13 protein-coding genes are annotated in these 12,882 nt (G+C 54.5%); 2 read left to right on the plus strand and 11 right to left on the minus strand.

The annotated features are described in order from the left end of the window. Nucleotides 1-165 precede the first annotated feature (165 nt). On the plus strand, nucleotides 166-468 hold the full coding sequence (locus M2403_RS23405) for a DUF2756 domain-containing protein (RefSeq protein ID WP_152324807.1): 303 nt from the start codon (nucleotides 166-168) through the stop codon (nucleotides 466-468). Between the two features lie 47 nt (nucleotides 469-515). Here M2403_RS23405 and ugpQ read toward each other — a convergent pair whose 3' ends face one another. The 11 genes from ugpQ to M2403_RS23460 all read right to left on the minus strand — a co-directional run bounded on the left by ugpQ (nucleotide 516) and on the right by M2403_RS23460 (nucleotide 12,076). Continuing rightward, a complete protein-coding gene (gene ugpQ, locus M2403_RS23410) occupies nucleotides 516-1,256 on the minus strand; it encodes a glycerophosphodiester phosphodiesterase (protein WP_152324806.1) in 741 nt (246 codons plus the stop codon). A gap of 2 nt (nucleotides 1,257-1,258) precedes the next feature. Beyond that, entirely contained in the window at nucleotides 1,259-2,332 is a 1,074-nt protein-coding gene (locus M2403_RS23415) for a sn-glycerol-3-phosphate import ATP-binding protein UgpC (protein ID WP_120134718.1), read from the minus strand. Between the two features lie 5 nt (nucleotides 2,333-2,337). Beyond that, the gene (gene ugpE, locus M2403_RS23420) at nucleotides 2,338-3,183 is read right to left on the minus strand and encodes a sn-glycerol-3-phosphate ABC transporter permease UgpE (RefSeq protein WP_152324805.1); all 846 of its coding nucleotides are present in this window, start codon (nucleotides 3,181-3,183) and stop codon (nucleotides 2,338-2,340) included. Next, entirely contained in the window at nucleotides 3,180-4,067 is an 888-nt protein-coding gene (gene ugpA, locus M2403_RS23425; RefSeq protein ID WP_152324804.1) for a sn-glycerol-3-phosphate ABC transporter permease UgpA, read from the minus strand. The genes ugpE and ugpA overlap by 4 nt, the downstream gene beginning before the upstream one ends. A gap of 100 nt (nucleotides 4,068-4,167) precedes the next feature. Continuing rightward, nucleotides 4,168-5,481 carry a sn-glycerol-3-phosphate ABC transporter substrate-binding protein UgpB gene (gene ugpB / locus M2403_RS23430; protein ID WP_165061849.1) on the minus strand — a complete coding sequence of 438 codons (1,314 nt, stop codon included), beginning with the start codon at nucleotides 5,479-5,481 and terminating at the stop codon, nucleotides 4,168-4,170. Between the two features lie 222 nt (nucleotides 5,482-5,703). After that, a complete protein-coding gene (locus M2403_RS23435) occupies nucleotides 5,704-6,891 on the minus strand; it encodes a PLP-dependent aminotransferase family protein (protein ID WP_259231134.1) in 1,188 nt (395 codons plus the stop codon). A 131-nt stretch (nucleotides 6,892-7,022) separates the two neighbouring features. Next, nucleotides 7,023-7,724 carry a high-affinity branched-chain amino acid ABC transporter ATP-binding protein LivF gene (livF, locus tag M2403_RS23440; RefSeq protein WP_259231135.1) on the minus strand — a complete coding sequence of 234 codons (702 nt, stop codon included), beginning with the start codon at nucleotides 7,722-7,724 and terminating at the stop codon, nucleotides 7,023-7,025. Between the two features lie 27 nt (nucleotides 7,725-7,751). Further along, a complete protein-coding gene (gene livG / locus M2403_RS23445) occupies nucleotides 7,752-8,522 on the minus strand; it encodes a high-affinity branched-chain amino acid ABC transporter ATP-binding protein LivG (RefSeq protein WP_165061854.1) in 771 nt (256 codons plus the stop codon). Beyond that, nucleotides 8,519-9,808: a high-affinity branched-chain amino acid ABC transporter permease LivM gene (locus tag M2403_RS23450; RefSeq protein WP_152324799.1), complete on the minus strand. Its 1,290-nt coding sequence runs from the start codon at nucleotides 9,806-9,808 to the stop codon at nucleotides 8,519-8,521. Before M2403_RS23450 ends, livG begins: the two co-directional genes overlap by 4 nt. Then, nucleotides 9,805-10,731 (minus strand): high-affinity branched-chain amino acid ABC transporter permease LivH, encoded by a 927-nt coding sequence (livH, locus tag M2403_RS23455; protein ID WP_095924234.1) that lies wholly within the window; start codon nucleotides 10,729-10,731, stop codon nucleotides 9,805-9,807. Before livH ends, M2403_RS23450 begins: the two co-directional genes overlap by 4 nt. A gap of 232 nt (nucleotides 10,732-10,963) precedes the next feature. Further along, on the minus strand, nucleotides 10,964-12,076 hold the full coding sequence (locus M2403_RS23460) for a branched-chain amino acid ABC transporter substrate-binding protein (protein WP_152324798.1): 1,113 nt from the start codon (nucleotides 12,074-12,076) through the stop codon (nucleotides 10,964-10,966). Nucleotides 12,077-12,480: 404 nt separating this feature from the next. Between M2403_RS23460 and panM the strand changes: the two genes are divergently transcribed. After that, nucleotides 12,481-12,861 carry an aspartate 1-decarboxylase autocleavage activator PanM gene (panM, locus tag M2403_RS23465; protein WP_165061863.1) on the plus strand — a complete coding sequence of 127 codons (381 nt, stop codon included), beginning with the start codon at nucleotides 12,481-12,483 and terminating at the stop codon, nucleotides 12,859-12,861. Nucleotides 12,862-12,882: the final 21 nt, after the last annotated feature.

Here is a 12,882-nt window from a genome sequence, read left to right on the forward strand (position 1 = left end):
TAACGGAATGAAGGAAACCGCGGTGCGTGAAGATGGTTTACATCTGTTCAATTATAGAGCAAACGAGAGCGACAGCACGCTTTGAGGGAAACGTGCGCTCAAAGGACACGTTCACGGCTGCGATGGCATACACTTAACGGATGACTGAAAACGGAGGATGAACTGATGAAATGTTTATATGGAATGCTCGCCGCGCTGCCGCTGCTGTTTGCTGTTCAGACCACCAGTGCAGTCGAAAAAGTGCCGAACCCTGACGATCCGCTGCTGAACAATCCGTCGCAACAACGCATGCAACAACAACAGCAGAACAATCAGCAGATGCAGAAACGTCAGCAAGAGCAGGACATGCGTAACAGTCAGCAGCAACAGCAGCTGAAGCTGAAATCGCAGATCCAGAGCAATCAGCAACGTTTACAGATCCAGCAGAATAACCAGACGCTGGGTCAGAAGCTGAATCAGACGCCGTAATCCCCCTTCAGGCGCGGTGTTCACTGCGCCTGATCCGCGTTACCCGCTTAAACGAAATCCGGCCCGATCACATCAATCTTATCGGTACAAATACAGTCCACGCCCCAGCCCAGTAATTCACGGGCGCGCGCCGGATTATTCACGGTATACACCAGAATATGCAGACCGGCGGCTTTGATTGCTTTCACGCGTTCTTCATTAAGCAGTTTGTGATTGAGATGCAGAGACGCACATTCCAGTTCGTCGGTCAGTGCTTTCCAGTTTTCGTGCCACGAGTCGATCAGCAGACCGCGCGGAAGCTCGGGGGCGGCTTTTTTCGCAGCAACCAGTGCGTCAAATTCGAACGAAGAAAGCAGCGGCGGCACGGCCTGGTTTTTCCACAATTCACGGGCGGCCAGCGCGACGTCGGTTCCGGTTTTTTCATCCAGCCCGGTGGTCGGTTTGATTTCGATATTCGCCATCATGTTGTGGCGCGCACAACGTTCGGCGACCTGCGAGAGCAGCGGGAGTTTTTCTCCTTTGAACTCTGCGCCATACCAATCGCCGGCGTCGAGCCGTTCGAGTTTTTCCCACGGCAATTCACCTGCCACACCCCAGCCATTGCTGGTGCGGTTCAGGGTATCGTCGTGCAACAGGAAGATTTCCCCGCCCTGCGCCAGTTTGGCGTCAAATTCGATCATCGTATGACCGTATTTCGCGCCCATATCGATAGCCGCCAGCGTGTTTTCCGGTGCCAGAGCACCGCCGCCGCGGTGCGCCACAATGCGAGGATAAGGCCAGGCTTTCATGTTCATTCCATCCGTAATCCGGTGTGAGTATCGAAAAAGTGTAACGCTTTCGCCGGGAAAACCAAGCGCAACAGCGAACCGGCTGTCGGGAACACTTCATGCGATAAACGCACCACAACGCCGCTGCCCGCCAGTTTGCCGTGTGCCAGATTATCCGCACCCAGCAGTTCCAGCGTATTGAGCACCATCGGAATACCGTTTTGTGTGTCATCAGTCAGATGAATATGTTCAGGGCGAATACCGACCGTCAGCTCACGACCGCCCCACTCAGGACGCGCCACCGGCAGCGGCAGTTCAAACCCGCCTTCCATCACCAGCGACGTGCCGTCCGTGGTGAGCTGGCCCGGTAACAGGTTCATGGCCGGAGAGCCGATAAAGCTGGCGACAAACAGGCTGGCCGGACGGCGATAGACTTCCGACGGCGTGCCGATTTGTTCGGCAATACCTTTGTTCATCACGATCACACGTTCGGCCAGGGTCATGGCTTCCACCTGATCGTGGGTGACGTACAGGCTGGTGGTGCGCAGACGACGATGTAATTGTTGTAGTTCAAGGCGCATCTGGACGCGCAGTTTAGCGTCGAGGTTAGAAAGCGGTTCGTCGAACAGGAATACCGCCGGTTCCCGCACGATGGCACGCCCCATTGCCACACGCTGACGCTGGCCGCCGGAAAGCTCACGCGGTTTTCGTTTGAGCAACGGCCCCAGTTCCAGAATGCGCGCCGCTTCCTCAACGCGATCGTTGATTTGCGCTTTGCCGAAGCCGCGGATTTTCAGGCCATACGCCATGTTGTCGTACACGCTCATGTGCGGATACAGCGCATAGTTCTGGAAGACCATTGCGATGCCGCGATCTTTCGGTTCCAGCTCGGTGACGCGCTGGTCGTTAATGTAGATATCACCGGAGGTCGTGCGCTCAAGCCCGGCCACCATGCGCAGCAGAGTCGATTTTCCGCAGCCGGAAGGCCCGACCATCACGATGAACTCGCCGTCGGCCACGTCCAGATCGATGCTCTGGATGATCTGGTTTTTGCCGTCGTAGGATTTGGTCACTGCCTGTAATTTCAAATTTGCCATTTCAGTTACTTCTCACTGTCTACCAGGCCGCGCACAAACCAGCGCTGCATCAGGAGCACCACCGCCAGCGGTGGCAATAAGGTCAGGATCATGGCCGCCATCACCTGATTCCATTGGGTCGAGCCGTCGCCGGAGGAAATCATGCTTTTGATCCCCGCCACCGCCGTGCCCATCGAGGCATCGCTGGTGATCAGAATCGGCCACAAGTACTGGTTCCAGCCATAAATAAAGGTGATGACGAACAGCGCCGCCAGATTGGTTTTCGACAGCGGCAGCACGATGTCCCAGAAAAAGCGCATCGCGCCTGCGCCGTCGATACGTGCGGCTTCCAGCAATTCATCCGGCAAGGTCATAAAGAACTGGCGAAACAGGAAAGTCGCGGTCGCCGAGGCCATCAGCGGCAACGTCAGGCCGGTGTAGCTGTCGAGCATATGCAGATTAGCGATGACCTGAACGGTCGGGAAAATACGCACTTCCACCGGCAACATCAGCGTCATGAAAATCAGCCAGAAGAACAGGTTACGCAGCGGAAAACGAAAATAGACAATCGCGTAAGCCGAAAGCATTGACACCGAAATCTTACCGATGGTGATCACCATCGCCATGATGAAGCTGTTGATCAGCATCCGTCCGAATGCCGGACTGCTGTTCCCTGCCCCCTGCGTCCAGATGGTGGTGATGTTTTCCCATAAATGGGTGCCCGGGATCAGCGTCATTGGCACATCGAAAATCTGTTTGTTATCCAGCGAGGCCGCCACAAACGCGACGTACAGCGGGAATAAAATCACCAGCACGCCAAGCAGCAGCATGATGTGGCTGAAGATATCCAGCCCTCTGCGGTTCTCAATCATTGGTAACGCACCTTACGCTCGACAAAGCGGAACTGAATGAACGTCAGGCCGCAAACCAGCAGCATCAGAATGACGGACTGCGCGGCGGAGCTGGACAAGTCCAGGCCGGAGAAACCTTCGCGATACACTTTATAAATCAGCGTGGTCGTCGCCTGTACCGGGCCACCGGCTGTCGCGGCATCAATCACCGGGAAGGTATCAAAGAAGGCGTACACCAGATTGACCACCAGCAGGAAGAAGCTCACCGGTGAAATCAGCGGTAATACGAGATTGAAGAAGCGACGTACCGGGCCTGCGCCATCGATAGCCGCCGCTTCTACCAGAGATTTTGGGATCGACTGCAACGCCGCCAGGAAGAACAGGAAGTTGTAGCTGACCTGCTTCCAGACCGACGCCAGCACCACCAGGAACATCGCCTGACCGCTGTTTTGCGCGTGGTTCCAGTTGTAGCCTATCGAGCCCAGGAAATGAGTAATCAGGCCCAGACCGGGGCTGAACAGAAACATCCACAAAACGGCGGCAACGGCTGGCGCCACGGCGTAAGGCAGGATCATCAGCGTCTGATAAATCCGGCTGCCGCGTACCACGTGATCGACCAGCGCCGCGAAAAACAGCGAAACGGCCAGTCCGATGAATGCCACCATAAAGCTGAATTTCAGCGTGGTATAAAAAGAGTCGAGATAGTACGGGTCCTGAAACAGCTGTGTGAAGTTAGTCAGACCGGCGAAGGTGCTGGATAAGCCGAAAGGATCCAGTGTCTGTACCGAATACCACAGCGCCTGACCGGCAGGCCACAGGAAAAATATCGCGGTGATCAACAGCTGCGGCAACACCAGCGCGTACGGCAACCAGCTGCAACCAAAACCGGGACGGTGTGAACTCATGATGGTTTACTCGTTAATGCGATGACGGGTTTGGCTCCTCCCCCTGCAAAGGGGGAGGCTGTTTTGCTCCCTCCCCTTCGCGGGGGGAGGTGCAAGAAAATTATTTGGCAGAAGCTTCGAAGCGACGCAGCAGCAGATTCCCGCGCTGTACTGCGGTATCCAGTGCTTCTTTGGCGCTTTTCTTACCGCTCCAGACGCTTTCCAGTTCTTCATCAACGATGGTACGGATCTGCGGCATGTTGCCCAGACGCAGACCTTTGGTGAACGGTAATGGCGGCTTGTTCAGCATCTGGCGGGTGGCAACGTCAGAACCCGGATTCTTCTCGTAGAAGCCTTCTTTTTTGGTCAGCTCATACGCCGCAGTCGTCACCGGCAGATAACCGGTTTTCTGGTGCCATTCGGCAGCGATTTCCGGCGTGGTCAGGAATTGCAGGAATTCGGCGACGCCTTTGTAAGTGTCTTTGTCTTTGCCGTTCATCACCCACAGGCTTGCGCCGCCGATGATGGCGTTTTGTGGTGCGCCTTTGATGTCTGCGTCGTAAGGCATCATGCCCACGCCGTAGTTGAATTTGGAATACTGACGGATGTCGGCCAGTGAACCGGAAGATGCGGTAGTCATCGCGCAGTCGCCGTTATAGAACTTGGCGGTGGATTCGTCTTTACGACCAAAATAGGTGAAATCACCTTTTTTGTTCATGTCTTCGAGCATCTGAATGTGTTTGATTTGCTCTGGTTTATTGAATTCCAGAACCGCATCGGTGCCGTCGAAGCCGTTGTTTTTGGTAGCGATTGGCAGACCGTGCCACGCGCTGAAGTTCTCAATCTGGATCCAGCCCTGCCAGCCGCTGGCGTAGCCACACTTCATGCCGGCTTCACGCAGTTTTTCGGTGTACGCGGCCATATCCTGCCAGGTTTTCGGCGGCTGATCCGGGTTCAGACCGGCTTTCTTAAACGCATCTTTGTTGTAATACAGCACCGGCGTGGAGCTGTTGAAAGGCTGGGATAACAGACGGCCTTTGGAATCGGAGTAATAACCGGAAACGGTCGGCACGAACTGGGAAACGTCTTCTTTGATGCCTGCATCACTGAACACTTCGTAGACCGGTTTGATGGCTTTGCTGGCCATCATGGTCGCGGTGCCTACTTCGTAAACCTGCAAGATAGCCGGAGCATTGCCGGTGCGATATGCCGCGATACCGGCCGCCAGGCTTTCGTCGTATTTGCCTTTATAGACAGGCACGATTTTGACATCAGGGTGTGTCTGGTTAAAACGGTCGGCCAGCGAGTTCACTTCTTTGCCTAATTCGCCGTCCATTGAGTGCCAGAAAGGAATTTCTGTCACAGCGAAGGCATTGGCGCTGAAAGCCAGCGTCAGCGCGGTGCCGATGACCGTTTTTTTGAGGTTGATGAACATGCCTGTCTCCTGAATTCTGCTGGTGTAAAAGGGGCAGAGATAAATGGGGTATTGAGAAACGTTTTTATGCGGAGGTAACATGACACGGCTAAATTACAGATAAATAACAGTTAAATGACATTAACGTTACAGCAGCATGAAGTGCAGGTGACGAACAGATGGCAAAAAAGAAGGCGCATCGGGTGAACGATGCGCCTTATAAAGAAGGGAAATCCGGGGGTTTTACAACGCGCGTTTCAGGCGGGCAACCGCCTCGTGCATCTGCTCTTCGGTCGCGGTGGCGAACGACAGACGGAAGGTCGAGTGATCCGGATTATCGGCATAGAAGAATTCGCCAGGCACAAACACCACGCCCTGCTCCAGCGTCTTTTTCATCCACTCAGCGCAGTTACGCGGCTCGCGGAAACGTGCCCACAGGAACATGCCGCCTTTCGGATATTCAAACGTCAGCACGTCGCCCAGTTCGCGTTCCAGCAGTTCGGCCATGACCTGGCATTTCTTTTTATACGCGGCACGAATGGTTTCGATCTGCTTCGGCAGACGGCCAAGACCGAGATAATATTCCGCAATGCTCTGCGACAACGCGCTGGCGTGCAAATCTGCCGCCTGTTTGATGATGGCGACTTTATGCAGCAGCCAGTCAGGCATAATCACCCAGCCCAGACGCAAACCCGGCGCCAGAATTTTAGAGAACGTCGAGGTGTAGATAATGTTATCCGCGTGACCGAACAGTGCTTTCGACAGCTCAAACAGCGTCGGCTGGCGTTCTTCGGTGAAACGCAGTTCGCCGTACGGATCATCTTCTACAATCAGGAATTCGTGCTGTGCCGCCAGTTTCACCAGCTGCTCACGGCGCACACGGCTCAGGGTCACGCCGCTCGGGTTACCGAACGTCGGCACCAGATACACGCCTTTAATCTTTTGTGTTTTCAGCAGTTCCGCCAGCTCATCGACAATCATGCCGTCGCCGTCTGAACCGACGGAGAGGATTTGCGCTTCGGCCAGTTCCAGAGTCTGCAATGCGGCCAGATAGGTCGGGCGCTCCACCACGAAAATATCATCCGGGTTCACCACGGCGCGCATCACCAGATCCAGCGCCTGCTGGGATCCGGCGGTCACTACGATATCTTCAGGCTGCGCGACCACGCCACGTTCCTGACAAAGAGAAGCAATACGCTCACGCAGCGTATAACTGCCTTCTGTCAGGCCATACTGGAATGCGTGCTCCGGCTGTTCTGTTATCGCCAGCTGTGTGGCTTCACGCAGGCCGTCGAAATCAAAAAGCGCTGAAGAAGGAATACCACCCGCCAGTGAAATAACGCCTTCCATTTTGCTGTGTTTCAGCAATTCCCGGATGGCCGAACTTTTAAGCCTGACCATACGGGCGGCGAGTAAACCTTCTGTGTTCATGACATGTTCCTGATGATGTGCAAAGTTATAAGAATGTAAGAGATGTTAATTTATCCACAAAATAAAAACCGCAAAGCGCTTGCCGTGCGGTTTAGTAGATTTATCATAGATTTTTAAAATCAGAAGCCAATTTATGCGCCGAGATAGGCCGCACGCACAGCTTCGTTGGCCAGCAATGCCGCGCCGGTATCTTCCAGCACCACATGACCGTTCTCCAGCACATAACCGCGATCGGCGAGTTTCAGCGCCTGATTGGCGTTTTGCTCGACCAGGAAGATGGTCATCCCTTCTTCGCGCAGTTGCTGGATAGTGTCAAAAATCTGCTGGATGATGATCGGCGCCAGCCCCAGCGACGGCTCGTCGAGCAGCAGTAAACGCGGCTGGCTCATCAGCGCACGGCCAATCGCCAGCATCTGTTGCTCGCCGCCGGACATAGTGCCTGAACGCTGAATACGACGCTCTTTCAGACGCGGGAACAGTGTAAACACACGCTCCAGACGGGCATGAAACTGGTCGCGCGTGGCAAAGAAACCGCCCATCGCCAGATTTTCTTCCACGGTCATGCGCGAAAACACACGGCGGCCTTCCGGCACTATTGCGATATCGCCGCGCATGATCTTGGCGGTCTGCCACTGCGTGATGTCCTGCCCTTCAAAAATGATCGAGCCGTTCGTTGCACGCGGTTCGCCGCACAAGCTGCCGAGCAGCGTGGTTTTCCCCGCGCCGTTCGCGCCGATCAGCGTGACGATTTCCCCTTTATTAATGTTCAGGCTGACTTCATGCAGCGCCTGAATTTTGCCGTAATGGGCGGATACCTGATTAAATGACAACATCTTGTTCTGTCCCTTAGCCTTCGCCCATTAACCTTCGCCTAAATAGGCGCGGATCACGTCAGGATTGTTACGAATTTCAGCCGGAGTGCCCTGCGCCAGCGGCGTGCCCTGATTCACCACGTAGATGCGGTCGGAAATGCCCATCACCAGCTTCATGTCGTGCTCAATCAGCAGCACCGACACGTTGTGCTGGTTACGCAGTTCGGCAATCAGCTGATTCAGCTCTTCGGTTTCGCGCGGATTCAGACCGGCAGCCGGTTCGTCGAGCATCAGGATTTCCGGGCGCGTCACCATGCAGCGGACGATTTCCAGACGGCGCTGCTGGCCGTACGCCAGATTACCCGCCTGACGGTTCGCCAGTTCGAGCAATCCGACACGTTCCAGCCAGTCGGCAGCGCGATCGAGCGCTTCCGCTTCGGCGCGACGAAATCCCGGCGTTTTGAACAGCCCCGCCAGCACACCGCTTTTCAGGTGCTGATGCTGGGCAACCAGCAGGTTTTCAATCACCGTCATTTCACGGAACAGACGCACGTGCTGGAAGGTTCGCACCACACCCATGCGGGCAATTTTCTGCCCGGGCAATCCTTCCAGATGCTGGTCACGCAGTTTAATGGTGCCGCCGCTCGGTTTGTAGAAACCGGTCAGACAGTTAAATACCGTGGTTTTACCGGCACCGTTCGGGCCAATCAGCGACACAATTTCGCCCTGATTGAGATTCAGCGCCACATTGTTGACCGCCAGCAGGCCACCAAAACGCATCATCAAACCTTCAACGGCTAACAGAGGTTGCGTGCTCATGCCTGTTCCCCCTGATCGGCGATTTGTTTCTTAGAGAGTTTCAGTTTGAGTTGCGGACGTTTCATCGGCAACAAGCCCTGCGGACGCCAGATCATCATCAGCACCATTAACGCACCGAGCAGTAACATGCTGTATTCATTGAGGTCACGCATCAGCTCGCGGGAAACTACCAGCAGAATGGCCGCCAGAATGACGGCAAACTGTGAGCCCATGCCGCCGAGCACCACGATAGCCAGCACAAAGGCGGACTCCGCAAAGGTGAAGGATTCCGGGCTGACAAAGCCCTGACGCGCGGCGAACAGCGTACCGGCGAAACCGGCAAACGCGGCGCTGATAGTGAATGCCGTCAGTTTGATCCGGGTCGGATTCAGCCCGAGCGAGCGGCAGGCAATTTCATCTTCACGCAATGCTTCCCACGCACGGCCCAGCGGCATGCGCAGCAGCCGGTTGATGATGAACAATGTCGCAATCACCAGCAACAGCGCCACCATGTACAGGAAGATGATGCGGTCACTCGGGTCGTAGGTGACGTGAAAGAAGTTGCTGAAGGTATCCCAGCCACCGTCGCGTGGCGTGCGGCTGAATTCCAGCCCGAACAGCGTCGGTTTGGGGATCTGGCTGATGCCGTTCGGCCCGCCGGTCAGTTCGGTATTGTTAAGCAGCAGGATACGCACGATCTCTCCGAAGCCGAGCGTCACAATCGCCAGATAATCGCCCCGCAGCCGCAGCACCGGGAACCCGAGCAGGAAACCAAACGCCGCCGACACCAGACCGGCCAGCGGTAATGCTTCCCAGAAACCGATGCCGTAATAGTGATTGAGCAGCGCATAGGTGTAAGCGCCGATGGCGTAAAAGCCGCCGTAACCCAGCACCAGCAGACCGGACAACCCGACCACCACGTTCAGACCGAGGCCGAGCATAATGTAGATAAGCGTCAGCGTGGCGATATCCACCGTGCCGCGTGAAACGATAAACGGCCAGGCGATGGCGGCAATAATCAGCACCAGCGCCAGCAACTTTTGTTTCGGCGTCGAGCCGTCAAAGCTCGGCAGTACCCAGCCCGGACCGGACACTTTTTTCAGGCCACTGCTGACCATCGGACGGAACAGCTGAAACACGAAAACGATGGCACAACCGATGGCAATCCACGTCCAGCGCACTTCACCGGCACCGTTCACCACCAGCTTTGTGCCATCGAGGCTCAGCTGTAATCCCATGATGAATGCAGCCAGTACCAGCAGGACGAAAGCGGAGACCAGCGCATTTAACAGATTCAGGCGCTTCATACTTTCTCAACCTCCGGACGTCCGAGAATACCGGTCGGCAGCACCAGTAACACCACGATCAGCAATGCGAAGGACACCACATCTTTGTACTCGGTGCTCAGATACGCCGAGGTCAGCGCTTCGGCCACGCCTAAAATCAGGCCGCCAATCATCGCGCCAGGAATACTGCCGATACCGCCGAGAACCGCTGCGGTAAAGGCTTTCATCCCGGCCATAAAGCCAATGTACGGGTTAATCACGCCATAGAATTGCCCCAGCAGAACGCCCGCCACTGCCGCCATTAATGCGCCAATAACGAAAGTCAGCGAGATCACGCGGTCAGTGCTGATCCCCAGCAGGCTGGCCATTTTGAGATCTTCCGCACAGGCACGGCAGGCACGCCCCATACGTGAATAACGGATGAACAGCGTCAGCGCCAGCATGGCCACAAAGGTCACGATCCAGATAATCAGTTGCATGGTGCTGATTGTCGCGGCGAAACCATTCGCCTCGCCCAGTTTCCACTGGCCGGTCACCAGGCTCGGTAAAGCAAGGTCGCGCGAGCCCTGAGTCAGGCTGACGTAGTTTTGCAGAAAAATTGACATCCCGATGGCAGAAATCAGTGCAATCAGACGCTTGGAGTTACGCACCGGCTTATATGCCACGCGTTCAATGCTCCAGCCGTAGGCACTGGAAATCACAATCGCGGCGATAAAACCGGCACCGATCAGCAACCAGCTGGCGTCGATACCCATCATCATCAAAGCGGCGATTACGATAAAAGAGACATAACTGCCGATCATATACACCTCGCCGTGTGCGAAGTTGATCATGCCGATAATGCCGTAAACCATGGTGTAACCAATGGCGATCAGCGCATAAGTACTGCCCAACGTCACGCCGTTGAACATCTGCTGAATGAAATAGAGGAACTGCTCTGACATACCCTATCCTTATTAATCAAGGGTTTGATAACTTGTGCTGAGACTGCAACCCGGCGCCTTTTATAACACCAGACGCCGGGCAGAGTAATGCGCTGTTCTGAAACATAATGCCCAAAATCATTCGTGTTGCCTCAAGGCGGCAACTGAATGAATCCCCGGGAGCTTACACAGGTAAGTGACCGGGGTGAATGAAGGCGGCCAACGCAGAGGCGGCGCGAAGGATGCCGGGCATTTATTTGATAGGGGTAGACGTGCCGTCCTTATGCCACTCGAAAATACCGAATTCGAATCCTTTCAGGTCACCTTTTTCATCCCAGCTCAGGGGGCCCATGACGGTGTCCACGGAAGCTGATTTCAGATTTTTAGCGATGTCAGCCGGTTCCATGCTGCCGCTGCGTTCCATACCGGTAGTCAGCGCCTGTAATGCGGCGTAAGTCGTCCAGACGAACGGACCGGTTGGATCCAGTTTTTTGGCTTTCAGGGCATCCACGATTGGCTGGTTAGCCGGAACCTGGTCATAACGTTTTGGCAGCGTCACCAGCATACCTTCAGAGGCATCACCGGCGATGTTAGACAGTGAGGAGTTACCCACGCCTTCCGGACCCATAAATTTGGCGTTCAGACCGGCTTGTTTAGACTGGCGCAGGATCTGCCCCATCTCCGGGTAGTAACCGCCGAAGTAGACGAAATCGACGTTTTCTTTCTTCAGACGCGCAACCAGCGTAGAGAAGTCTTTATCGCCGGCGGTCACACCTTCAAACAGAACGACGTTGCCGCCGCCTTTTTTCAGCGCGTCCTGTACGGAACGGGCCAGGCCTTCGCCGTACTGTTGTTTATCATGCACAACAGCAATGCGTTTTGGTTTGATGGTGTCGAGGATGTATTTGGCTGCGGTCGGACCCTGGTCAGAATCCAGACCGGTGGTGCGCATTACCATTTTATAACCACGGGTGGTGAGGTCTGCGTTGGTTGCAGCTGGCGTGATCATCAGCACGCCTTCGTCTTCATAAATGTCAGAAGCAGGCTGTGTTGAGGATGAACACAGGTGGCCAATCACGTAACGGATACCGTCGTTGATCACTTTGTTGGCAACGGCGACCGCTTGTTTCGGATCACACGCGTCGTCATATTCGACGCCAACCAATTTATCGCCTTTCACGCCGCCTTTGGCATTGATGTCTGCGATCGCTTGTTTAGCCCCTGTAAACTCCATATCACCATACTGGGCGACCGGACCTGACATAGCACCAACGATGGCGACTTTGATATCTTTCGCGAATGCCGCCTGACTCATTGCTAATGCAATACACCCTGCCAGCCAGATCTTACCCTTTGTTACTTTCATCCGATTACCCCGTTTGATGTGTGTTGTGGTTTGCTCTTTGCCTGCCTGTTCAAAACATCATCACTTAAGAAATTTAGTATAAGTAATAATGAGTTACCGGCTTATTTCGCCTTATTTTCGAATAAGACTTTATAATTCATATCATTAAACAGGAATTTTCTTCTGCAAATCAAATGGCACAGTCAGAAATATGAGGTGTAAACAGAATTTTATTTGGATGGAAAATCGGTTCTCTTTTAAACAATCAGCCGTTAACGCTGGCATTATTGATTAAAGCCAACATTTATCGCTTATACAGGGATCGCTGAAAAAGTTTTCAACCTGTTACTGTACAAAAAAAGTTACGCCCGATTTTCAGACGGATCCGCTACACTAAACGCCTCTTTTTTCTGACCATCCACATCATGAAATTAACCATCCAAAAACTCACTTCGCTCAGCACGCAGGATCTCATCGATCTGGCAAAAGTCTGGCCTGAGCAAACGGAAAGTGACTGGCAAGGCAGCCTGAGCGAACACCACGCGCTGTTCGCCGCCGTGTTTAACGAGCGCATTCTTGGCGCGGTGAAAGTCCGGCTGAACGGCGACCACGGCGAGCTCAGGGATCTGCGGGTTCGCGAAGTGACGCGGCGTCGCGGCGTCGGGCTGTATCTGATGGAAGATATGCAGGCGCAACTGCCGCAGGTCAAAAGCTGGGAAATGCCGTCCGATGGCGAAGCCGTGACCGACGCCTTTATGCAGGCCTGCGGTTTTTCCCTGACAGGGAATATCTGGAAGAAGCCCTAATCCGCGCTGAATTTCAGGCAT

Origin of the sequence: Rahnella sp. BIGb0603 (assembly GCF_024808755.1) — a bacterium.
In the GTDB taxonomy this organism is placed as follows: Bacteria; Pseudomonadota; Gammaproteobacteria; order Enterobacterales; family Enterobacteriaceae; genus Rahnella; species Rahnella contaminans.